Here is a 21785-nt window from a genome sequence, read left to right as displayed (position 1 = left end):
GCCGTGCGCGCGGCTTGGTGTCAGTGCGCGCCGATACCATTCGAACATGTCTTCGATTAGTCTGGAAGCGATCGAGGTGCGCCTGGACGCACTCCACGAGGCGGTATCTGGGCTGGTCGGGCTGTCGTTCGACGGGCTGACAACTCGCCAGCGGTTTCAGCTGCTGGAGCGGTTAGAGCGAGAAACGCGGCGCTTGCCGGTGCCGCGTCACGAGTTGGTCAACGGGATCCGCCAGGAGGCCATCCCGGCCGAGATCGGCGGCAAAGTCTCGCATGCGCTGGCTGATCGGCTCCGGATCAGTCGCGCCGAGGCGGCGCGGTGGATTCATGAAGCCGAAGACCTCGGGCAGCGTCGCGCGCTGACCGGCGAACCCTTGCAGCCTCGGCTGGCTGCCGTCGCCGCCGGGCAACGCGCCGGCACGATCGGCGCTGCCCACGTGGCGGTCATCCGCACGTTCCTGCACCACCTGCCATGCTGGGTCGACGAGCCCACCCGCGAGCAGGCCGAAGCGCATTTGGCGAAGCTCGCCGCCCAGTTTCGCCCGGAGCAGGTGGCAAAGCTCGCCGACAAGCTGGCCGATTGCCTAAATCCCGACGGCAACTTCAGCGACGAGGATCGCGCTCGACGCCGCGGGCTCACGCTGGGCAAGCAGGACGTCGACGGCATGTCACCGGTGCGCGGCTGGGTGACCCCGGCCGTGCGGGCCAGCCTCGAGGCCGTTTTGGCCCGCTGGGCCGCGCCTGGCATGTGCAACCCCCATGGTGTCGGCGCGCCGGTGGTCGACGGCACGCCCTCGCAAGAAGCCATCGACTCCGACACCCGCTGCGCGGGTCAACGAAACCACGACGCGCTCGCTGCGGTGCTGCGCGCCATGCTCGCCTCGGGACAACTGGGCCAACACAACGGATTGCCGACCAGCATCATCGTGACCACCACGTTGCGGGAGCTGCAGACCGCATGCGGGCGAGGCCTCACCGGCGGCGGTTCGCTGCTGCCGATGAGCGAGGTCATCCGGCTGGCGCAGCATGCTCACCACTACCTAGCCATCTTCGACAAGGGCCGGGCATTGGCGCTGTATCACACCAAGCGGATTGCTTCGCCGGCTCAACGAATAGTGCTGTACGCCAAGGACCGTGGGTGCACGGCGCCAGGTTGCGATGTGCCCGCCTACCTGACCGAGGTGCACCATGTCACAGCGTGGGCGAAGACCAAAACCACCCACATCGACGATTTGACCCTCGCCTGCGGGCCCAACCACAAGCTCGTAGCACCGGGGGGATGGCAAACCCGTAAACGCGCTGACGGTCGCACCGAATGGATTCCACCACCAGATCTGGACTACGGACAACCCCGCGTCAACATGTTCCATCATCCCGAAGAGTTGCTGCGCGACGACGACCCGTGACGGCGTCGGATGCTGTCCGCAGCTAGGCGCCCAACAGCAACTCGGCTGCCAATGCGGCGCCGCACACCACCGCAGCGATCGAAAGGGCAACCCAGTCAGCCCGCTTTGGCCGCGACGGAGCCGCCGAAATCTGGCCGGTGCCACCGCGGGCGGTGATCGCATCACCCATTTCGTCGGCGCGTCGCAACGTCACGGCGATCGCGGTGGAGGTCAGGTCGATCAGCTCCAACGCTCGGCGCCTACGCCGGGCTCTGCGGCTGCGCGGAATTTGCTTGGGGCACAGGCGCCGAGCGGCGTAGAGCACCCGGAATTCGTCGATCAGCATCGGGAAAGCGCGTAGCGCGAGCGCCAATGTGACCGCCCACTCGTCGACCGGGATCCGCAGCAGTCGCAGCGGAGCGCCCAAAGTTGCTACTGCGGGCGCTATTTCAGCCACGTTGGTGGTCCAAGACACCATCGCGCCCAGCCCGAGCAACACAACCGACAGGGAGGTAATCCGCAGGAAATTCAGCAGCCCGCCCAGCCCGACCGAGACCGCTCCCACCTGGATGACTGGGCTCCCGCCCGCCAGCGCCGCGGTGATACCGCCGAACGCGATCAGGATCCACAGCCACAGCGGCACCGACGGCAGCACCCCGCGCGGGATGTGCGCAATCCTGGCCGCCAGCAAGACCGTAGCCGCCACAAAACCGATCGACACCCACCCCGGATAGAACGTCAGCAGCACCGAAATGGCGAACACCACAAGAAGTTTGGTACCGGCCCACAGTTCATGAACGGGTGAGCTGCCGGGCACGGGGCGCAGCAGCACCACCGGCCGGGTGGGGCGGCGAGTGGTGCGTTGAGCTGACGTGGCCGCAGTCATGGCAGACCTCGGGCTGCGGCGGACACCGGTTCGAGCACACCGTCGCGCAAGTGCAAGGTGCGTGGGCACAACTGCTCGAGTCCGGTGAAGTCATGGGAGATGACCACCACCGTCAAATCCCGGTCGTGGCGCAAATCTTCAAGCAGCCGCAGCAGACCACGCTGGGTGGCGGCGTCCAGCCCGGCCAGCGGTTCGTCGAGGATCAAGGCCCGGGGCGAGCGTGCCAGGAGCCCGGCCAGCACGAGTCGGCGCATCTGGCCCCCGCTGAGCTGGTCGATACGCCGCTTCGCCAGCGAGGCGTCCAACCCGACAGCGCCCAGCGCAGCGATTACGCGGTCGTGGTCGTGCGGCGAAAACCCCGCTGCCGAGGCCACTTCCAAGTCGACACGGCTGCGCATCAGCTGCAGGCGGGCAGCTTGGAACGACAACGCCACCGCGCCGACCTGCTCATGGGTGGGACGCCCGTCGAGTAGGCATGTGCCGGTGGTCGGAATCGTCAGTCCGGCCATGATCCAGGCCAGCGTGGACTTACCCGAGCCGTTGCCGCCGTGGATCAGGACGCCCTCACCCTGGTGCACCGCAAAGCTGACGTCGCGCAGCGCGGTCTTAGCCCACGGTGTGCCGCTGCTGTATTCGTGGCCGACGCCGCGCAATTCGAGTACCGGCTCCGCGTCGTCACCGACCGGGGCTATTGCCAGCGGCGCTGCCGTGGTTTCGACCATGTCGGTGTTGTCCGGGGTATCGCTGAGGTTGATCACCCGGTCGGCCGACGCGGCTTCGTTGTTGTAGTGGGTGATGTGCACCAGCGCGGTGCGGTGCCGTTTGGTCAGCCCGGAAAGAATGCCCAGCAGGGCGTCGCGGCCCCGATGGTCGACCATACTGGTGACTTCGTCGGCGATAAGTAGCGCGGGCTCGCGTGCCAGCGCCGCCGCCAACGCCAGCCGCTGCAGCTCACCCCCCGACAAGCTTCCGGTGTCACGCTCAGCCAACCCGTCGAGGCCGACCTCGCTCAACAGCTGGCTCACGTCGGTCGTCGCGCCGGCCGGCAGCCCCCACACCACGTCGTCGGCGACACGGCTGCCGAGCACCTGACTTTCCGGGTGCTGCATGACCACGGCGGTGCCGCCGATCCGACCCAGACCCACCGCGCCGGGTCGCTCTACCGTGCCCGAGGTGGGTTCCCGGCCCGCCAAGATCAGCATCAGCGTGGTTTTCCCCGAGCCGTTGGCGCCGGTGACCGCGATGTGTTCGCCGACCCCTACCTGCAAGCTGACCGGGGGCAAGGCGTCGTGGTCGGTGCCCGGGTAGCGGAAGCGCACGCACTCCAGCCGCACCGGCACCGGCGCGACCGGAGCGCTGTCGGCCGAGGCATCCAGCTTGTGCACATCGGGGATGCCCCGCATCCGGTCCAGCACCCGCGACAGCGCCCACCAGCCGACCAGCGACACGATGATGACGGTCACGACGGCATTGCCGAGCACCAGCCACGGCCAGTAATGCAGCACGACAGCCAGAAATCGCCGCAGACGGTCTGCGGCTACCTCAAGACCCAGCCGCGCCAGCACCGATGCGATGCCGTCGATGTTTGCGGTGACCGTGTCGAAGAGCAGATGACGCAGCCGAGCCAGCGCACCCAGAGCCACGATCATCGCGGCGCCGAAGGCTGCACCGGCGACCACCGAGGCGGCGATCACGGTCGGGGTGCCGCGATGCCGGCGTTTGACGATGCCGGTCAGGCCCCCGACATAGGCGCTATTGACGACCGTCATGAAACCGCCCATGCCGGCGATCAAGAACGCGATCATGCCGGCGGCGACGGCCGCGGCGATCAGCACCCGCAGGCGGTAGCGGTAGGCGAGCAGCCCCATGGGCACTGTGCCCAACAGCGCCAACGCAGCCCCGAACGGGAGAACCACCGCGATGATCGCGGTTGCCGCGCACAACGCCGCCATCACCGAGGCCTGCGCCAATTCGGCGGCCCGCAGTGCACGAGCCCGCGTTTGGGGCGCGGCACCCCGGACGGTCGACTCCATTGCACCGATTCTGCCAGGCAACGACGGTGTCGCACGTGCCACAGCGGTCGCGCGGCGATCAGCATCACGATTGTTCTACATAGCAAAGCTATGCAATCATGGGGTATGTCTACCTCGGGCACCGCTAACGGTGCCGCACTGGGCAATGGCGCGAGCACCGAAGCCGACTCCAGGCTGGGAGCGGAGCTTCTGGCTGTCGTTGCCCGGCTCAATCGGCTGGCCACCCAACGCATCCAGCTTCCCTTGCCGGTGGCGCAGGCCCGGCTGCTGGCGACCATCGAGGCCCACGGCGAAGCGCGCATCTGTGACCTGGCCGCCATGGACCACTGCTCACAGCCCACGATGACCACACAGGTGCGACGGCTAGAAGACGCCGGTCTGGTTAGTCGCACGGTCGATCCACGAGACGCGCGGGCCGTGCGGATCCGCATCACTCCTGCGGGTGTGCGCGCTCTCAACCGCGTCCGGGCCGATCGCGCGTCTGCGATCGAGCCGCAGCTGGCTCGTCTCGAGCCCGCGGATCGGCGGGTATTGACCGAGGCCGTGGCGGTGTTGCGCCGGCTTCTCGACGACGCCTCGTCGCCGCCTCAGCCCACGGCTACCCGGTAGCGGCACGCTGGCGCCCGGCTGCGCGGCGCTATTCGATAGATAATCGTGGCGACGGGTAGACAACCATCGATCGGCCCCGACGGGTGATGAAAGGTGGCGGCCCATGCGGACCGAGGCGTTCGCTTCCCCGTTGACCGTGTGGGTTGGATCCACAAGCCACACATTCCTGCCGGGCCGCGACATCACGGTCGGTCACGACAGCCGGTCTGATCTCCGCCTCGACGACGGTGGTGGCAGGTGGATCGCGCCGGTGCACCTCGTATTGCGGTTCACCGGCGAACAGTGGGTGGCAATCGACCAGAGCCGACACGGCATCTACATCGACGGCGTGCGGGTGCCGATAGTCAACATTCGCGACGGCCAGACCATCGCGGTCGGTGATCCGCAATACGGGCCTCGGCTGCTGTTCCGCCTGGGCGCCGCGGCAACCGCCCCCGGACCGCCCGGCCCCATGCGGCCAGCACCCCCCGCGAGGCCCGGCCAGCCAGCGCCGCGGACACCGCCTCCACCGCAACCCCCCACGCAGGCAAGCTGGCGCCCCCCGCCTGTGCCGTTCGGCCAAGCCGCCGGCCCGATGCGGCCTGCTCCTCCGCCGCAGCGGATGCCCCGTCGACCGCGCGGCCAGCCGCCGTCCCAGACGCCGACGCAGCCGGTCTGGGTCTCGCCACCGCAGGCCGCAGCGCCACCCCCAGCACCGCCCCACGGTCCGCCCCCGGCGCCGCCTCGAGAAACGACGCCGCGGCCGAGGCCGCCTTCGGAGCTGCCCACTCGACCGGTGCCGGCGCCGGACCTGGCCCAGCGGCCCTCGCCGCCGCCGGCGACTCAGACGCCGCCAGCCGTCGAGATCTCGCCGCCCGCTGCCGACATCTCGCCGCCCCGGGCCGCGGCCCGGCCACACGAGGAAGTGGCCACCACCCGGTTGCCAGCCGGCGACAAGGTGCCCGACGAAACGCCGGTGTCACGTCAGCCAGCCGGCGCCAGGGAACTTCTGGCCTACCACGTGGGGCTGGCCGGCGACGGGCGCCCGGTGCTTGACGACGTGTCGTTCACGGCTATCGGCGGCACGCTGACCGCCGTTGTCGGGCCGACCAGTGCGGCTCCGGCCGCACTGGTCGGCATTGTCGCCGGGGCGGTGCAACCCACCGTCGGCCAGGTCAGGTTGGACGGCCACGACGTGCACGCCGAGTACATGCGCCCGTACATCGGGATCGTGCCGCAAGGCGATGTCCTCCATTCCCAACTCACCGTCGAACAAGCCGTGGGCTATGCCGCCGAGCTGCGGCTACCGCCCGGCACCCCCGCCGACGTGCGCAGGCAGCTGGTGAACCAGGTGCTCGGCGAACTGGGGCTGCTCTCGCAGCGCACGGTCCAGGTGGGCAACCTCTCCGACGGGCAACGCCGACGCGCAACGCTGGCGCTGGAATTGCTGACCCGGCCGCCACTGCTGGTCCTCGACGAACCGACCGCGGGACTCGACTCGGCCGAGGAACGTCAGATGATGACGCGGCTGCGGGAACTCGCCGACGCCGGCCAGATCGTGGTGCTGGCGACGACGTCGTCGCGTCACCTGGACCTGTGCGACCAGGTGGTGGTGCTTACCTCGGCCGGTACGACGGCGTTCGCCGGTCCGCCGGACGAGATCGACGCGGCGATGGGCACCGCTGACTGGTCGCAGATCCTGCGGCGGGTCAGCACCGATCCGCATGGTGCCCACGACGCTTTCCTGCAGCGCCAACACGGCGCTCCGGCGGCCCCAGCTGCGGCGGCGCCGCTGGGCCGTCCCGCCCGGGTGGGCCTGGCACGTCAGATCGCCGTGGCTGCCCGGCGCCAGGCGTGGCTAGTCTTCGGTGATCAGCGCTACGCCATCTTCCTGACCATCCTGCCGCTGTTGTTCGCGGCGCTGGCCCTGGTCACGCCGGGCAACACCGGGCTGGGAACCACCGACCCGTACGGCAACGGCCCCGACGAGCCTGTCGAGCTTCTGACGCTGCTGACCCTGGCGGCGGTCTGCATTGGCACGGCGCTGTCGATCCGCGACCTGGTCAGCGAGGACAGCATCTTCCGCCGCGAGCAATATCTGGGGTTGTCGACGTCGGCGTATCTGGGCGCCAAAATCCTGGTGTTCGGCCTGCTCGCGGCCGTGCAAACCGCGTTCGTCACCACCGTCGTCGTGCTCGGCAAGGGCGCGCCGGCACGCGGGGCCGCCGTGCTGGGCAGCGGCACCGTCGAGTTGTATGTGACCGTCGCGACCACGGCTATTGTCTCGGTGATCGTGGGCCTGGTGCTGTCGGCGGTGGCACGGTACAAGCAGCTGCTCTTGCCGATTGTCGTGCTGGTCGTGCTGCTCTCGCTGGTGTTCTCCGGCGGCATGTTCCCGCTGGCCGCCAGGGATGGTTTCGAGCAGGTCTCCTGGCTGTTCCCGTCCCGGTGGGGGTTCGCGGCCCAGGCTTCCACCATCGACCTGCAATCGATCGATCTGCTGGCCGAGCACGACGCGCTTTGGGGCCACTCGGCCGGGCAGTGGCTGTTCGACATGGCGATGCTGTTCGTCTTCGCGGTGGTAGGCACGGGCCTGCTGTGGTGGTGGCTTCGGCCGCCGAGCCGGCCGCGACAGGTCGAGGCCGCGGGTCGGTAACGACGCGCGGTTCGCCGAATATAGTGTGGCCGGAGAATTCGGGGCGGGGGATTGCATGTGGGGGTGTTGATGGAGCGCGACGCGCAAACGGCCGGCGACAATCGCGACGGCGAGCTGGCGGTGGATTCCCGGGTACGCATATACCCGGGAACCGACCGCGAGGATCGCGGGGTTGTCGTGGAAGATTTCGGTGAATCGGCGGGACAAGCCGTCGACATCGGCAGCCAGCACATCGCCGATCCGGCCAGGCGGTGGGCTGTCCTGCTCGACGACGGGCAGCTGGTCTTCGTCGACAGTGACCAACTGGTCGCCGAATAGCTGGCCCCACGACAGCGTGGCCTGGGGCCGCTCGCCAATCCCTCTGCCGGACAAGGCTAGCCGCACGGTGTAGAAGCATGTCAGAGGGGGTTGGGCGATCTTCGCTAATCCAAGGCAAACGCAATTGCGGCGAAGCTTGGTCTGAGAAGACCATGCTCGAGCAGTCGACGGGTTAACGTCGGGTATGGCCTCGAATCCGGTCACGACTGCTGAACATTTGCGCAACGCGCTGGACGGGCGTTGGCGCGGCGCAAAAAACCAGATGCGGGCCCGGCTCGCCGACGAGATCTTCCGGCCGCACTACACGCCCAACACCGTCATCGCGCGCACCAAGGTGGCCGAACAGATGAAGATCATGGCGGCCGCGGGAGCCGCCGAAAGCGCCTTCAGAAAAGAGCACGGCGGCACTGGGGATCTCGGAGCAGCGATCACCGCGATCGAGATGCTGGCGATGTCGGATTTGTCGCTAATGGTCAAAGCCGGGGTGCAGTGGGGTCTGTTCGGCGGGGCCGTGGAAAACCTGGGCACCGAACGCCACCACCAGGCGTATGTGAAGAAGATCATCAACCTGGAGCTCCGCGGTTGTTTCGCGATGACCGAGACCGGCCACGGCAGCGATGTGCAGTCGCTGGAGACGACGGCCACCTACGACGCCGCGACCCAGGAGTTCGTCATCGACTCCCCCACCCCGACCGCACGTAAGGACTACATCGGCGGAGCAGCCGAAACCGCTACCGTCGCAGCGGTATTCGCGCAACTGATCACCGAACACGACGGCGCTCCGGTCAACCACGGGGTGCACTGCTTCCTGGTTCCGATCCGAGATGCCGAGGGCAACGACCTACCCGGTGTGACGACCTCGGACTGCGACTACAAGGGCGGCCTGCCCGGCGTGGACAACGGCCGCATCGTGTTCGACCAGGTTCGCATCCCGCGGGAGAACCTGCTGAACCGTTACGGAGACGTCGCCCCCGACGGAACCTACAGCTCGCCGATCGAAAACCCCAACCGCAGGTTTTTCACCATGCTCGACACCCTGGTCCGCGGCCGCATCACCGTCGGTGGCAGCGCGGCCGCCGCCGCTCGCGTCGCGCTGGACATCGCGACCCGATACGCGTTGCAGCGCAAGCAGTTCAGCGCACCCGACGACGACAGCGAAGTGCTGATCATGGACTATCTGGTGCACCAGCGGCGACTGCTGCCACTGATCGCCAAATCGTATGCGCTGCAGTTCGCGCAGAACGAGCTGGTCGCCAAATGCCACGACATCCAGACCGCCGACGAACCCGACGCCGAGGAGCAGCGCGAACTGGCGTCACGTGCGGCCGGGCTGAAAGCCGCCAACACCTGGCACGCCACCCGGGCCATCCAGGAGGCCCGCGAAGCGTGCGGCGGTGCAGGCTACATGGCCGAGAACCGGCTGATTGCGTTGCGCGGCGACACCGACGTGTTCACCACGTTCGAAGGCGACAACCACGTGCTGACCCAGTTGGTGGCCAAGGAACTGCTGACCGCCTACGCCGACGACATCCGCAGCATGAGTCCCGTCGAATGGGTACGCTTCGCCGCCAACACCGTCGGCACCCGGGTGCTGAAACGCACTGCGGCCGAAGCGATTATTCAAACCATCGTCGACGCCCGGCAGGACAGCGAGGAAGAGGGCAGCCTGTTCAACCGCGGCACTCAGGTCAAGATGTTCGAAGACCGCGAAGAATACCTGCTGTCGTCGGTTGCGCGTCGGCTGCAGGCCAAGTCCAACGAAATGTCGGCGTTCGATGCGTTCAACGCCGTGCAGGATCACGTGCTACACGCTGCCAGTGCGCACGTCGACCGGGTGGTGCTGGAAGCGTTCGTCGCCGGCATTGACTCGTGCGAGGATGACGAAGCCCGCCAAAAAGCTCCCCGGAAGGACTCGAACCTTCAACCCTTCGATTACCAAGTGCCGCAAAGGGATTCGGCTGCATGATGGGTAGTATTCGTGCGGTCGGGCAAGTGGCCGACGGGCTGAGAGTCGATGCGACGACGGCACTCGCAGCAAACAGTGCCCGGTCATTGTTCGACGGCGCATCTATATCCTTCGCGGGTGGACGCAGAAGCTCTTTGGCTTCCCCTCTCGAAGGGACTTGCCCATATCCCGCGCCCGTATTGCCAGCGCGATCTTTTCCTGCCACGTCGGGTCGGCCCCCCTGGGCTCTTGGATAACAGTTCGGTTTCGGTCGGACATTGCCATCTGCCTGGCCCGATGGCGGCGATGAGGGCTATAAGACATGCTTATAATTACACAAACCTGTAATCTACCGATTATTGACCCGCGACGGTTGGCGGTGAGATATGACATACGGCGTGAGAACCCTGCACCCGTTGTCGTTTCCGCTGCCGTCGGCGTGGGACACCGCGATCAGCGACTGGGTCGTCTGGCTGGCCGCATCCGGTGCCTCACCGGCCACCCGGCGGCTGCGCCGGGCACACCTGCGCTACACCGCCCGTATCCTCGGCGTGCCGACACCCGGCGACGTGAACACCGCCCAGTTGATCGAGGTGATCGGCGCCGAGGGGCGCAGCCTCGAATACCGGCGCAGCCTGCGCTCCAGCCTGGTCGTGTTCTACGGCTGGGCGCTCACCAGCGGCCTCGTCGAGTCCAATCCCGTATCGGGGTTGCCGAAAATCAGAGCAGCCAGCGCGCACCCAAAGCCGGCCACCGACGACGTGTGGGAATACCTACAACAGCACGCCGATGAGCGCACGCTGCTCATGGCCAGGCTGGCGTGTGAAGCCGGTCTGCGCCGCGCCGAAGTCGCCAAGGTGCACTCGGAGGATCTGCTCTCCGGCGTCGACGGCCCCGAACTGATCGTGCACGGCAAAGGCGGCAAGCAGCGGATCGTGCCGATCACGCCGTCGCTGGCAGCGGCGATCCGCGCCGCCGCGCCACGCGATAGCGGATACCTATTTCCCGGACAAATCGACGGCCACATCAGCCCCGACCGGGTAGGACACCTGGTATCGCGGGCGATGCCGCCCGGCTGGTCGATGCACAAGCTGCGGCACCGTTACGCGACCCGCGGCTACGCGGGCACGGGCAACCTGCGCGCAGTGCAGGAAGCGCTCGGCCATGCGTCAGTAGCGACCACGCAACGCTACACCGCTGTGTCGGCGCGCGAAATCCGCGCCGTCGCCGAAGCCGCCGCACACAGGGTGGCCTTGTAATGACAACCACCCTGTTTCGTCACGTGACACTAGCCTGGGTCGCGGCGCTGGTTGCCGTATGCCCGGCAGCCTGCACCTCAACGACCACCGCACCGCCCGCCACGGTCACGGTAACGAAGCCGACTACCAGCAGCTCGGCGACGGGCGGCGGCCCAGGTGGAAATTCCCGACATCATCAACCAGAACGCCGAGATCGCGCGTGAACAGCTCGATGCATCATCAGTCCGCTAAACGGCGTTTCTGGCTATCTCGCCGTGTCTCGCAAACCGGCGCTGACCTGCCTAAACTTACTCACGCCGTCTCACGGCGAATCTTGGTTTCTCGCACGAGTTGTCACAACTCTGGACACAATTTCCGATCCGCGCACCAGAGCCGGTCGCCCGGCCGCAGTGCGGGCCCGGCCGCTTCGGCCGAGCCACGGATGAACGAACGTCCGGTTCGGCGAACGGCTTGTCGGAGACAGACTTACACTCTCGTCAACCACAGTCCACGACAGGAGGCCCGATGAGCCAACCCGTGCCGCCGCCCGGCTGGTACCCCGACCCCTACGACTCGTCGAAGCAGCGCTACTTCGACGGCAAGCAGTGGGTCGACCTGCCGCACCCACCCCCGGCAGCGGCGCAGCCGTCAATCGTCATCAACAACAACGTCGGCGCCGCCGCGCCGCCCGTAGTGGTCACAAGCGGGCCCAACCACGCCCTGCACCTGATCCTGACCATCCTCACATGCGGCACGTGGCTGCCGATATGGCTGATCATCGCGATCGTGGGCCATCGGCGGGTACAGGTAGGCGGCAACTCCGGCGGCTCGGCGACTGCGATGGTCGTCGGCGCCGTGGTCGGCGGCCTATTCCTAATCGGCCTGGCGTCCGCCCACTTCGCGGCTTTTGTCGTGCTGGCCGCCCTGGTCGGCTTAGCATTCCTCGGCTACTGGGCTTATCAGCGCAGTGTCGATCGCCGCGCCGAGCAGGCCAGGATCGCGGCCCGCGCCGACGCCGAACACCAGGCGTTGATGCGCGGCAACCCGGCAGGAACCTACGGCCTGTATCCACCTGTGCCGCCGCCGGATCCAAACCCAGGCCAACCCACGTGACCGACCAACAAGACGTCGACGACATCGAGTCGACCGCTATCGACACCGCGGCGACGGCAATCGTCGCGGACGCCAACGAGACCGAGGCCGTCCCACTGGCGTGGTCGGACGGCGACGATCCGCCGGAGGTTTCGGAGTACCGACCGCCGTCGCGGCTGACTTCACGTTTGCTGTGGGTGGCGATGGTCGCCGTCGTGATCGGCGGTGGGTCGGCGATCTATTACACAATCCACAGGGACAGTCAGCGCACGCAGGAAGGGATCCGGCAGCCGCAAGCCGCCCCGCCACCCCCGGCGAAGCCATTACTGAACGGCACCTACCGAATCGACTACGACTGGGAACGCACAACAGCCCGCAACAACAAACGCCAAGGCGGCGGGGTCGTCCACTGGGATCACACCGGCATGCCTGCCAGCACCTGGCTAGCATTTCGGTCAGCGTGCACCGAAATGGACTGCATCGCCACCGGAATTCGGCTCGACAATCAAAACCACGAGAAAGCGGCGACACCCGAAGTTAGAGGAGTATTGCGTCTCGTCAACGGCGTCTGGCAAGACATGACACCCACTCAGGTGCAAGCACAGGCCACCTATACCGATGACGGATCGGCCGCATGCACGGCGTGGCAGTCAGTGCGCTTTAACCTTGAGCCGCGTCCCGACGGCACATTCCGCGGAGACAGGATTCAATCGACTGACACCAACGAATGCGGGAACCAAGGCGACACTATCGTCACCCCGATCACGGCGACGCGGGTCGGGGGGTGTGCCACCAGGAGTGCTGGACAATGCCGAGCGGTCCTCAGCGCCAGCCTCTTCATCACCGGCGCCGTCGTCGATCGTAACCGTCACGGCCACACCACAACCTGCACCGCAGGCTGCGCCAGCACCGTGGCAGGCGGCACCAGATCCCGACCTACTTTTCCTCAACTTAGTGTCACAGATACCCGTGACCATTACAGATTCCGCGGTCCTCACCGCCAGTGGCCGTTCTATCTGCGGTGACCTGCAACACGGCATGACTCCGGCCCAGGTCGCCGCCGCCAACGTGGGCAATAACGGCATGACCTTCGCGCAGACTTCCGCGATCGTTAATGCGGCAATTACCGCCTTCTGCCCCCAATACGCTGGCTGAACATGAAAAGAGCCCCGGCTGTCTCGGAGCCGCAGAACGCATTGCGGCTCGACGAAACAGCCGGGGCTGGTCTTTCGAGGGCTCTCAACGTCCGTGATGGTGGGCGGTTTGGCCCTTACACCACGCGGAGGCGACTGCTTTCTGGGCGGAACGGGTTGTCGCTGGGATCGGCGTAGCCGGCGATCTTTGCAGCCTCGTCATCGGTGAAGCCCCGAGTTCGCAACGCGTTTCCGATGTGGACCTGCAGGGCAGGGCTTCTCAGACACGATGAATTCAATGTCTGGCTCGTTGGTCTTCCAACCGCGCGCGTTCATCATCTTGTAGAACTTGGTGCGAGATTCAGGGGTGACAAGATGCATGCGGTAGGCGTGTTCCAACAGCGCCTGCATCGAAACTCCCCACTCCCGCTTGAGATCACGCAACTTGCCGAGATCAAGTCGGCGTAGTTCGTGGCGGATCTCGTCGGCGGGCATGAGGAATTCGGCTGCGAAGCGATTGGCCTCGTCTTCCATCTGATCGGTAGGCCCGTTGGAATGCAGAACCAAATGGCCGAGCTCATGGGCCTTCGTCAGTCGTTTACGGTCCGGCGCTGCGTTGGCGTTGATGAGGATGATCGGATGGTCATCGACCCATTGTGATAGTCCGTCGATGCGCTGGGTGCCGAAATCTTCCTCGAAGACGAGGCAGCCTGCGGCTTCCATCCATCGTGTCAGGTTGACGACTGGGCCCATGGGCATACGCCATAAAGCGCGGTGCCGCGCTGGGCGATAGTCGTGCGCTTTACCGACGACAGTAACCTCACCGCCGACGACAGTAACCTCACCGCCGACGACAGTGACGGCGCCGCCGACGGTGAACTCGTCGAGCGAGGTTGCACAGTGGCTCATGGGCGTGCCGATCGGTGCAGCGCGTAGGCGCGGTGGACGTGGCTGTCGCGTTGTTCGATCTGCTCAGCGGTCAGGCGCTCCCCGTGCAGGGTCTGGTGCAGGTGCGGGCCGAACGCGGCCCGGCAGCCGCCGCAGGCATCGCCCCATCCGGTGACCGGTGTTTCGCAGCCGGGGAGCACGCAGACGGGCAACGACAACTGGACGGTCACGATGCGACCCCCAGTGATTCAGCGACGACGCCCACCAGATCACGCGCCGCGGGAGGTGTGACAGCGTTGCCAGCCTGCCGAACCTGTTCGCGGCGGTTGCCGAGGATGCGGTAGTCGCCGGGAAAGTCCATCGCCGCGGCGATCTCGCGGGGCTCAAGCATGCGGAACAGGACGTCATTGAGGTCGATCGTTAGCTGTTCTGCGGTGAGCAGCGATTGGTGTCCGGTCGTGGTGACGGTCCGGATCGGCTCTCGCACAGGGGTTGTCATCTGGCCTTGGTCGCCGCGCGCGGTGTTGTTCCGCATCAGAAGCGCATGGCGCTCGACCGCGGTGACGGTGGCCAGCGCGTCGCTCGCCGGGCGTGTTCCGCCGTTGCCGTAGTAGGTGGTGACGAGGCCGTGGTGGTTGCCGTTCGCGACGACCGTGCAGAGCGGGTCGGTGACGGGCCGGTGTTTCGATCCGCCGCCGCGCAGCTCGGCGATGAAGGGCGTCATCGCGATGCCGTCGTTCTCGCGGGTGGTGCGTGCCGGCTGGTCGACGGGTGCGGCCTGCTTGCCGTCGCGGCCTTCGACAGGCACCAGCAGCGGCGCCCAGTAGCGTTCGATGCCGGCGCGGATTCGCGCGAGGGTCTTCTCGGCGAGTGGCCGGTCGCGATCGCCGATCCGCTGGCCCAGGAGCGCCCAGTCGATGATCTCGGCGGCCGGGCGGTAGTGCGGCTCGACGATCTGGTGGCATCCCAATGTCGGGCAGGTGTAGATGTACTGCTGGCGGTAGCGGCCCCACGGTGACCGCTCCGCGCGTTTGAAGACCTGGCGGGCGCGGACGTCGCCGTGCACCGGGCACACCGCGGCCGGCGCGGTGACGCGCTCAATCTCCGGCCGCTGGTTGCCTTTCCGCCAGAACACCACGTACATGCGGTCCCGCGACTGCGGGGCGCCGGGCCCGAACGCCTGCGCGTGCATCGAGTTCAAGAACACCACGTGGTGGTCGTAGCCGAGGCTGTCCATCGCCATCAGCCACGCCCGGAACGGCTCCCAATGCCAGGCGTCGACCACGTTCTCGACGATCACCGCCTGATACCGGTGGGCTTCCGCGAACCGGGGGGACGTCCCACATGGTGGCGCGGGACCGTTCGGCCGCCGCGTCGGGCAGAACCTCGCCGAACAGATCCGGTTGCGCGTCGGCGCGCTTGCGGCCCCGGGCCACGCTGTGGTTCGTGCACTCAGGGCTGGCCCACAGCAGGTCGGTGCGCGGGAAGCGCCGCGGATCGACCGCCGACAGGTCGGCGCATAGATGGTCCGCGTCGGGATGGTTTGTATTGTGGGTCTCGACCGCCAAATCCCAATGGTTGGAAGCGATTCGGACTGCCACGCCGGGCACAGCAATCGCGCCCGTAGACGAGCCGCCGGCGCCGCAGAATAGGTCTGTCAGGGTTAGCGTCATGATGCCCGCCGTTCGATCCATTCATCGGCTTCGCTGGCGCGCAGGTCGAACAGGTCGGCTAGGTCGGGTTCTTGGCGCATGATGAGTCGGGCGTAATAGGCGCGGTGGTTGTTGTTGAGCTTGTAGTCGGGGTCGTTGGTGGCGAGTGCGATTTCCCAGCGGGCCCGCTCGAAAAGGGTTGCGATGCCGAGCTTGTGGCGGCCGGTGCTAGCTACCCATTCGCGGGCGAGCCGCACGAGCGTGGCGTACACGTTGGGGTTTTCGTTGTGGAACTCTTCGAACCGTTCGGGCATGGTTTGCGCGAACTTGAGTGCGAGCTGGTCGGTCACGCCGAGGATGCCGGCCAGCTTGGCCAGTGTGTCCTCGTCCGGGTCGCGATGGCGGCTGTGCGGTTTTAGATCGCATCATAGTACGCCTGCCAGCTCGTCGGGTGGTGGCGGCAACTGCTCACCGGGCCACCGCTGGTTGAACCAGGCCACGATCTGCCGCAGGTACCGCACAGCCGCCTTGTACAGTGTCTCCGCCGAGCTGGCACGCTGCTCGGCCGCGAGGGCGCGCTGCTCGGCGGCCTCCAGCCGGGTCTCGGTTGCCGCCGACCGTGTCTCCACGGCAGCCAACCGGGTTTGCAGACTGTCGGCGAACGCCTTCCAGTCCGCAGACACCACTTGCCGGGCGTGTGCCTCAGCGTCAGCGACAGCGGCTTCGGCTTGCCGCAGCCCGGCGCGGTGGCCTAGCAGATGCCCAACCACCACACCCACACAGGCCAGCACCGGGGATGCGATCGCGCCGATGAGTGCGCTCATTTCCGCAGCCGACAAAACTTTCTATCCTCCTGTTCGTGCGGAACCGTCTTGTAGCCATGTGCTGTCGCATTGGCAATGGCGGGTGAATGTCCACCAGCTGCCGCCGGCCGGGTGGCGGCCAACGTCGGCCACCGTCACCGCGTGCACCGCCGACAGCCCGCATTCCGGGCACACCACCTGCCCGGTGAGCCGGTAGGCAACCTGCACCGGCTCGCCTGAGAACACCCGCCCGGCCGAAAACCGCACCCGCAACAGCAAATCTTTGGCCCGCAGACTGTTTGGGAAGTGCAGCTTGTCGCCGAGCATCAAATCGTCTACTGGGGACAGCCACCAGTCCTCGTCGCGGATCGGCAGCCGCCACAATTTGCCGGCACGCTCAAGCCAGCCAGCGGCCACCACTTTGCCTTGCGCGAGCGCGGTGTGAATGTCACTCACCGCTGGCGGTACTGGTTTTCTGCCCGGCGATCTTGTAGGAGACGATTGATGTCAGCACTGAGATGAGCGCCGCGCCGGCCCCGATCGACAGAGTGTCAACCCAGTTGACGTGCAGCACGTCGACGGCGTTGCCCCCCGAACACACCCAGGATGGCGTGGGCGAAATTCTGTACCGCCGCCAGGCCAGCGGATTTGAACCAGGTGAAATCCATTTTCGTTGTTCTCCTTTCCTGCAGCGTGTTTCGTTGCTGTTGGTTATGCCGCGGGTGCGGCGGTGGTGAGCTGTTGGCGCATCCAGTCGATGCCGCCACCGATGTCGTATGGTGCGTAGTGCGGGTTGGGCTGGTCGGCCAGGAATGTCACGCCGCTGATGATGGCCATGACGATGCCGATGATTTCCGTCCACGGGGTTTCGAACAGGTCACCGATCTGCGCGGCAATCGAGTACGGGTTGGAAATCCAATCATTCATCACCGCTTGGTAGACAGCGGCTTTGATCTGGCTGGGCTTGTCGTCGCCGTTCTCGGCGAAAATGTCGCCCTCCCGGTACACGTCCATCCAGTTGTCCGGTTTCGGTGGGTAACCGGGCAGCCCGAACCGCCGATACGGGTCCAGGCCATGAGTGCCGGTCTTGGTGACCCACGAGCGGGCCCACGGCGCGATGCTGTCGGTCTGCCGGCACGGGTTTCCGTACGCGAGCACACCGCGCAGGTCGGGTAGCCGCCAGTGCAACGGCTTGCCCGGGGCCAGGTAGTCGAAGTAGAAGTAGGAGCCGATGATGGCGCCCTGGCTGAAAACTCCCAGCGCCCACGGTGTGCTGGCGGGGAACGGCACACCGTTGTCCATCACGGTCGCCCCGACAAGGCGTGCCAGCTCTTTGATCCCGCTGTCGTTGTCGAACGGCAACGCGGCGTTGTTGTAGCCGATCGGCTGGTGGTGACACACACCTTCGGACTCGAGCTGGGTGGCGGTGTCGGCGACCGGCCCGGCGAACATGTTCGACATGTGGCCTTCGACGGTGAACATGATCGGCAGGGTCGGCGCCGGCGGCGGGAAGCTCCCCAGCCGGGTACGCACCGCGAGGGTGGCCACCGCGAAACCCTGCCGGTCGCGGATGACGGCCAACCCGGCGCGGTTGCAGAACTCCTCGACCGCGCCCGCCACCTGTTCGTCATAGCGGGGTTGGGCGACAATGCCGCGGGCACGCGCCCACGCGTATTTGTCGTGCAGCTTGGATGTCAGCAACTCGATGGCATGCCAGTTCGGTGCGCTGCGTGGCAGGTTGGGGTCGTCGACATCGCCGACTCCGAACCCGATCCAGCGGCCGTTGCTGTCGACGGCCATCACGCACCCACCTTTCGCATGAGGGCCGCCAGCCCGGCGCGCAAAGTGCGCCGCAATCCTTGCGCGTTGCGGCCTAAATCCCCGTCGACGCCCCACGAGTCGAAACCGGGGCCGAGCTGGTCGTAGATGTAGCGGGTCTTGTCAAGCAGCTCGTGCTGTTCGTCCGGTGTGAGCGCGTCCAACGCTGTTCCTCCTGTCTCGGGTTGATCGGTCGACGGCTGATCCTGTTGTGTGCCCGCATATTTGGCCACCGCGGCAGCGAACACGTCCTTGGGGAAGTTAGGTCCGACATCGGTGTGGGTGCCCCACCCAATCACGTCGGTGACGTAGCGGTGGTCGGAGATGCCGGCACCGTGGATGGGATACTCGCCCCCGAAACCGAGGATTGTGGTGGGAATGCCGTACTTTCGGCAGTCCTGCACCGCGAGGTAAGCGGCAACGTCGATGGCGCGACCGGCTTTCGTCAGCCATTCGTCGCGGCTCCAATTCACGCTGGACCCGGCGAAACACAAGTTGATTGACCGGTTGTTGGCGTCACCGACAGACCAGGAGGCCAAATCGGTGTCGACAACATCGCAGACGGTGACACCGTCGTCGTGCGGGTAGCCGGTGCTGATCGTGTAGTGGTAGGAGACTTGCGAGGCGGGATCAGCCAAATACCTGGCTAGCGAGTCGGCGTTGCCGTCGCCTTCCTGTGTGTGCAAAAAGGAAAAGGTCCACCTTGGTGGACCCTCTGGGCTGGTTGTTCGGTGACCAGATCGGATACTCGTTGAAATCCGGCCTGTCAGGCATGGTGCCTCCCGGTGGTGGTGGTTGTGGCGGTGCGGGGTTGGCCAGTGCGCGGTGCAGCACGTCCCATGCCTCATCCCAGTGCTGGGCGTATCGGTCCGGGTACGCGCTTTGCTGGACCTGCTGGGCGAACTGGCCGGCCAGGACAGGGTTGTTGGCGGCCTGCCACCAGTTGTCAGTTAGCCGGGCCAGGAACGTGTCGGCAGCCCGTGACAGGGTCATCATGTCTTCGGTGCTGCCCCACCAGGGTTCGCCGTTCGGGCCGGGCTGCTGCTGAAAATAGCCCATCGACCGGCCATCGTCTGATGTCGAATCGTGCGGATACTTGGTGGAATCAGGCCAGTTGGTCGGGTTGGCGGGACACCACCATTGCCCGTTGGCTCCGACCTCGGTGGCGATGGTCATCAAAGCAATCACCGTTGCCAGCTCGTCGAGCCCGCGTGCCAGTGAAACCTGGTGTACCTGCCACGCGATTTGCTCTTTAGTGAGCAGCGGCTGGGGCGCAAACCATGTGAAGCTCATGCGGTCTCCGGTAGGAACGTGCCGGTCAACGTGCCGGTGAAGGTGCCTGAGATGGCCTGGCCGGCTAGCGGCGGGGACGGCTGCGGGGCAACCGCCGCGACGGGCGCGCACACGTCTCCTTGGGCTGCCAGCAGCTTCTCGAAGTCGGCGAACGTCATGTAGAAGCGGCCTTTGTCGCCCCACCCGTCGGACCACGAGTTGAGGAACGTCAGCACTTCGGCGGTGTAGTCGATGCCCAGCGCAAGGTATTCGTGGCCGCCTTCAACCTGGCCGGTTGGTTTGACGAACCCTTTGCTGTCCGGGTCGAACATGTCGGCGGTCCAATCCGTGCCGACGATCACGGGCTGGATTTGCAGCGCGGCGCAGAAGTGGTCGAAGCCGAAAGCGTGCCGGTAGCTTGACAGGTAGCCGAGCTGCTTGCCCGCTTTGCACACCGCTAGACCGCTGGACCCTGTGTCGTCGGGTGGATAGGTTCCGGGCACGTTATCCAGCCTGGTGGCTAGCTTGTACAGTTCGAGGGCGTCGTTTTCGGTGAGGTAGCCGTTGGGCCCGGCACGCGGCAAAGTAGTCGGTGTTGATGCAGTCGGCGAGCGCGTTTCCTGTGCATGAGCCGATCTGGCCTTGGTCGAGGATGGGTCCGTGATGTCCCCACAGCACCGAAACCTGTTTGGGCGCGGTAGGTGCGGGAAAGTTGCGTGAACGAGGGTCATGTTCGACATGGCGGCCAAGTCGGTACATCGTCGTCGCCTTTCAGGTTCGTTTGGGGTGGTTGAAGATTCGGTGGGTGAAACCGGTGAGCTTGTGCCGCAGCCACGCGCGCAGCGGATAGCGCAGCGCGACATGGTCTGCTGCGGGGCAGCCGCACACAATGCAGCGGGCTTCGGGTATCACGAGTAGTGCCTGGCGTTGTGGAACGGTCCTGCTTGGTCGAGTGGTACTTCGGCGACGGGCTGGCCGGGTTTGGATGCGTGGATGACCATGCCGTCACCGCTGTAGATGGCGGCGTGTGTTGCGTTGGGATAGAACGTCACAATGTCGCCAGGGGCTAGTTCGTCGCGGGTGATCGGCTGTCCGCCGACCGCCAGCGCCTCGCTGGAGTGCGGCAGCTGCACGCCGATCTGGGCGTACGCCCACACGACCAGCCCGGAGCAGTCGAACGCGTCCGGGCCGGCCGCGCCCCAGCGGTAGGGGCTTCCGATGCGTGTGCGCGCCGCTGGCACGACCGAGGGGTCGGCGTGCGCGGGCGCAACAGAAAGCGCGGCGGCCAGGAGCACCGCCGCGCCGAACGCGGTTTTCACGAGACCGGGCTAGGGGCCTTTGGGTAGGTCGATCGTCGCCGACGTGATCGACACTGTTGATCCCGCGGTGATGGCGGTCGTGTTCAGGACCATATCGGCGTTCGAAGTATCGACGCTGCCTTGGCACTTCACAGTTTCCCCGGCCGAGTCAAGGATGCGGAAGAACGTCGCCGTCCCGGTCGCCGCCGCGCTCGGGTCTGGAGAGATGGAGCCGAACGTGGCCCTGGCCGCGCTGCCGGTGTCGGAGAATCCCGATATCGGCGTTGCCGCACAGGTCAGTTGGGCTAGCTGTGTGTTGCCGCTCAGTGAGGCGTCTGCGTTGGCCGGCGGGGGTCCGCTGTAGATGCGGATTTTCGGCGACGCGCCCAGCGCTTCCGCGAGGCCGGTGCCGTTGAGCATCCCTTGCGCGACAGCGCTTGTCAGGGAGAACGCTTTTGGCATATCGGTGATCCTTTTCTATTCGGCGCCGGGGACGCGGACTTGGGGCTGTGCTGGGCCGCCGATGTTCTGCGGCTCGAAGCGATGCAAAAGCCATGTCTCGACACGCCATTGGTCCTCGAGCATGTTGGCGGCGCGGAAGACGTCGACTGCCTCGACGAGCTGCTGCACCGTCATGCTGGGGAAGGCTGCGAACTCGGCCGAGTGGTTGGCAACGTATTCGTCGGCGAGCTGGCGCGCCGTCTGTTCGTCGCGGCCGCCGCCGGTGTCGGGGTCCATCGCGTCACGGATGGCTTCCAGTTCGGTGTTCATTGTGCGAGAT

General features: G+C 66.2%; 24 protein-coding genes and 3 pseudogenes. 9 read left to right on the top strand and 18 right to left on the bottom strand.

Translation table 11 applies throughout. The annotated features are described in order from the left end of the window. Positions 1–46 precede the first annotated feature (46 nt). Entirely contained in the window at positions 47–1405 is a 1359-nt protein-coding gene (locus MYXE_RS09590; RefSeq protein ID WP_085194972.1) for an HNH endonuclease signature motif containing protein, read from the top strand. 22 nt (positions 1406–1427) lie between these two features. Here MYXE_RS09590 and MYXE_RS09585 read toward each other — a convergent pair whose 3' ends face one another. Both MYXE_RS09585 and MYXE_RS09580 read right to left on the bottom strand, forming a co-directional pair. Next, a complete protein-coding gene (locus MYXE_RS09585; RefSeq protein WP_085194974.1) occupies positions 1428–2270 on the bottom strand; it encodes a CbiQ family ECF transporter T component in 843 nt (280 codons plus the stop codon). After that, the gene (locus MYXE_RS09580) at positions 2267–4303 is read right to left on the bottom strand and encodes an ATP-binding cassette domain-containing protein (RefSeq protein WP_085194976.1); all 2037 of its coding nucleotides are present in this window, start codon (positions 4301–4303) and stop codon (positions 2267–2269) included. The genes MYXE_RS09585 and MYXE_RS09580 overlap by 4 nt, the downstream gene beginning before the upstream one ends. Before the next feature lie 105 nt (positions 4304–4408). Between MYXE_RS09580 and MYXE_RS09575 the strand changes: the two genes are divergently transcribed. From MYXE_RS09575 to MYXE_RS25255, 8 genes and pseudogenes are all read left to right on the top strand, one after another. Beyond that, complete coding sequence (locus tag MYXE_RS09575; RefSeq protein ID WP_003918918.1) at positions 4409–4912, top strand: MarR family winged helix-turn-helix transcriptional regulator; 504 nt, start codon at positions 4409–4411, stop codon at positions 4910–4912. Between the two features lie 103 nt (positions 4913–5015). Further along, complete coding sequence (locus MYXE_RS09570) at positions 5016–7547, top strand: ATP-binding cassette domain-containing protein (protein WP_085194978.1); 2532 nt, start codon at positions 5016–5018, stop codon at positions 7545–7547. Positions 7548–7604: 57 nt separating this feature from the next. Then, positions 7605–7865, top strand: coding sequence for a hypothetical protein (locus tag MYXE_RS09565; protein ID WP_085194980.1), 261 nt, complete (start codon positions 7605–7607; stop codon positions 7863–7865). A gap of 184 nt (positions 7866–8049) precedes the next feature. Continuing rightward, positions 8050–9759: pseudogene (locus MYXE_RS09560) on the top strand (acyl-CoA dehydrogenase family protein); the annotation flags it as partial. A gap of 449 nt (positions 9760–10208) precedes the next feature. Next, positions 10209–11069: a tyrosine-type recombinase/integrase gene (locus MYXE_RS09555; protein WP_232061777.1), complete on the top strand. Its 861-nt coding sequence runs from the start codon at positions 10209–10211 to the stop codon at positions 11067–11069. A gap of 504 nt (positions 11070–11573) precedes the next feature. Next, positions 11574–12161 (top strand): DUF2510 domain-containing protein, encoded by a 588-nt coding sequence (locus MYXE_RS09550; protein WP_085194437.1) that lies wholly within the window; start codon positions 11574–11576, stop codon positions 12159–12161. Continuing rightward, complete coding sequence (locus MYXE_RS24405) at positions 12158–13165, top strand: hypothetical protein (protein ID WP_232061776.1); 1008 nt, start codon at positions 12158–12160, stop codon at positions 13163–13165. The genes MYXE_RS09550 and MYXE_RS24405 overlap by 4 nt, the downstream gene beginning before the upstream one ends. Continuing rightward, positions 13095–13295, top strand: coding sequence for a DUF732 domain-containing protein (locus MYXE_RS25255; RefSeq protein WP_415624483.1), 201 nt, complete (start codon positions 13095–13097; stop codon positions 13293–13295). The genes MYXE_RS24405 and MYXE_RS25255 overlap by 71 nt, the downstream gene beginning before the upstream one ends. Before the next feature lie 115 nt (positions 13296–13410). On the opposite strand, the pseudogene MYXE_RS09540 reads toward MYXE_RS25255, so the two are convergent. The 16 genes and pseudogenes from MYXE_RS09540 to MYXE_RS09470 all read right to left on the bottom strand — a co-directional run. Then, positions 13411–14047: pseudogene (locus MYXE_RS09540) on the bottom strand (ImmA/IrrE family metallo-endopeptidase); the annotation flags it as partial. 131 nt (positions 14048–14178) lie between these two features. Then, positions 14179–14391 (bottom strand): hypothetical protein, encoded by a 213-nt coding sequence (locus MYXE_RS09535; protein ID WP_085194435.1) that lies wholly within the window; start codon positions 14389–14391, stop codon positions 14179–14181. Further along, positions 14388–15461, bottom strand: a complete 1074-nt coding sequence (locus tag MYXE_RS09530; RefSeq protein ID WP_332102230.1) for a DNA cytosine methyltransferase — start codon at positions 15459–15461, stop codon at positions 14388–14390. The genes MYXE_RS09535 and MYXE_RS09530 overlap by 4 nt, the downstream gene beginning before the upstream one ends. A gap of 145 nt (positions 15462–15606) precedes the next feature. Continuing rightward, positions 15607–15834: pseudogene (locus MYXE_RS25080) on the bottom strand (DNA cytosine methyltransferase); the annotation flags it as partial. Beyond that, entirely contained in the window at positions 15831–16163 is a 333-nt protein-coding gene (locus tag MYXE_RS09525) for a hypothetical protein (protein WP_023870746.1), read from the bottom strand. The pseudogene MYXE_RS25080 and the gene MYXE_RS09525, both read right to left, overlap by 4 nt. A gap of 75 nt (positions 16164–16238) precedes the next feature. Continuing rightward, positions 16239–16637: a hypothetical protein gene (locus MYXE_RS09520; RefSeq protein WP_085194431.1), complete on the bottom strand. Its 399-nt coding sequence runs from the start codon at positions 16635–16637 to the stop codon at positions 16239–16241. A 21-nt stretch (positions 16638–16658) separates the two neighbouring features. Further along, positions 16659–17072, bottom strand: a complete 414-nt coding sequence (locus MYXE_RS09515; protein ID WP_085194429.1) for a hypothetical protein — start codon at positions 17070–17072, stop codon at positions 16659–16661. After that, positions 17065–17217 carry a holin gene (locus MYXE_RS09510; RefSeq protein WP_197904891.1) on the bottom strand — a complete coding sequence of 51 codons (153 nt, stop codon included), beginning with the start codon at positions 17215–17217 and terminating at the stop codon, positions 17065–17067. Before MYXE_RS09510 ends, MYXE_RS09515 begins: the two co-directional genes overlap by 8 nt. A 110-nt stretch (positions 17218–17327) precedes the next feature. Further along, complete coding sequence (locus MYXE_RS09505; protein ID WP_085194425.1) at positions 17328–18416, bottom strand: hypothetical protein; 1089 nt, start codon at positions 18414–18416, stop codon at positions 17328–17330. After that, positions 18416–19120 carry an N-acetylmuramoyl-L-alanine amidase gene (locus tag MYXE_RS24400; protein ID WP_232061775.1) on the bottom strand — a complete coding sequence of 235 codons (705 nt, stop codon included), beginning with the start codon at positions 19118–19120 and terminating at the stop codon, positions 18416–18418. Before MYXE_RS24400 ends, MYXE_RS09505 begins: the two co-directional genes overlap by 1 nt. Continuing rightward, positions 19065–19727 carry a hypothetical protein gene (locus MYXE_RS09495; RefSeq protein WP_161552076.1) on the bottom strand — a complete coding sequence of 221 codons (663 nt, stop codon included), beginning with the start codon at positions 19725–19727 and terminating at the stop codon, positions 19065–19067. The genes MYXE_RS24400 and MYXE_RS09495 overlap by 56 nt, the downstream gene beginning before the upstream one ends. Further along, positions 19724–20290, bottom strand: coding sequence for a hypothetical protein (locus tag MYXE_RS09490; protein WP_161552075.1), 567 nt, complete (start codon positions 20288–20290; stop codon positions 19724–19726). Before MYXE_RS09490 ends, MYXE_RS09495 begins: the two co-directional genes overlap by 4 nt. A 187-nt stretch (positions 20291–20477) precedes the next feature. Continuing rightward, on the bottom strand, positions 20478–20618 hold the full coding sequence (locus tag MYXE_RS24395; RefSeq protein ID WP_172468540.1) for a hypothetical protein: 141 nt from the start codon (positions 20616–20618) through the stop codon (positions 20478–20480). Beyond that, positions 20615–21025, bottom strand: coding sequence for a C40 family peptidase (locus tag MYXE_RS09480; RefSeq protein WP_085193389.1), 411 nt, complete (start codon positions 21023–21025; stop codon positions 20615–20617). Before MYXE_RS09480 ends, MYXE_RS24395 begins: the two co-directional genes overlap by 4 nt. Before the next feature lie 9 nt (positions 21026–21034). Next, the gene (locus tag MYXE_RS09475) at positions 21035–21466 is read right to left on the bottom strand and encodes a hypothetical protein (protein WP_085193391.1); all 432 of its coding nucleotides are present in this window, start codon (positions 21464–21466) and stop codon (positions 21035–21037) included. Positions 21467–21481: 15 nt separating this feature from the next. Continuing rightward, the gene (locus MYXE_RS09470) at positions 21482–21775 is read right to left on the bottom strand and encodes a hypothetical protein (RefSeq protein ID WP_085193393.1); all 294 of its coding nucleotides are present in this window, start codon (positions 21773–21775) and stop codon (positions 21482–21484) included. Positions 21776–21785: the final 10 nt, after the last annotated feature.

Source organism: Mycobacterium xenopi, assembly GCF_009936235.1.
Taxonomy (GTDB): Bacteria; Actinomycetota; Actinomycetes; order Mycobacteriales; family Mycobacteriaceae; genus Mycobacterium; species Mycobacterium xenopi.
This window is presented reverse-complemented; position numbering and strand designations above follow the sequence as displayed.

Coding starts and splice junctions, on each gene's coding strand:
- MYXE_RS09590 (WP_085194972.1), top strand. CDS start 47: ATGTCTTCGATTAGTCTGGAAGCGATCGAGGTGCGCCTGGACGCACTC.
- MYXE_RS09585 (WP_085194974.1), bottom strand. CDS start 2,270: ATGACTGCGGCCACGTCAGCTCAACGCACCACTCGCCGCCCCACCCGG.
- MYXE_RS09580 (WP_085194976.1), bottom strand. CDS start 4,303: ATGGAGTCGACCGTCCGGGGTGCCGCGCCCCAAACGCGGGCTCGTGCA.
- MYXE_RS09575 (WP_003918918.1), top strand. CDS start 4,409: ATGTCTACCTCGGGCACCGCTAACGGTGCCGCACTGGGCAATGGCGCG.
- MYXE_RS09570 (WP_085194978.1), top strand. CDS start 5,016: ATGCGGACCGAGGCGTTCGCTTCCCCGTTGACCGTGTGGGTTGGATCC.
- MYXE_RS09550 (WP_085194437.1), top strand. CDS start 11,574: ATGAGCCAACCCGTGCCGCCGCCCGGCTGGTACCCCGACCCCTACGAC.
- MYXE_RS09520 (WP_085194431.1), bottom strand. CDS start 16,637: ATGAGCGCACTCATCGGCGCGATCGCATCCCCGGTGCTGGCCTGTGTG.
- MYXE_RS09505 (WP_085194425.1), bottom strand. CDS start 18,416: ATGGCCGTCGACAGCAACGGCCGCTGGATCGGGTTCGGAGTCGGCGAT.
- MYXE_RS09495 (WP_161552076.1), bottom strand. CDS start 19,727: ATGAGCTTCACATGGTTTGCGCCCCAGCCGCTGCTCACTAAAGAGCAA.
- MYXE_RS09475 (WP_085193391.1), bottom strand. CDS start 21,466: ATGCCAAAAGCGTTCTCCCTGACAAGCGCTGTCGCGCAAGGGATGCTC.
- MYXE_RS09470 (WP_085193393.1), bottom strand. CDS start 21,775: ATGAACACCGAACTGGAAGCCATCCGTGACGCGATGGACCCCGACACC.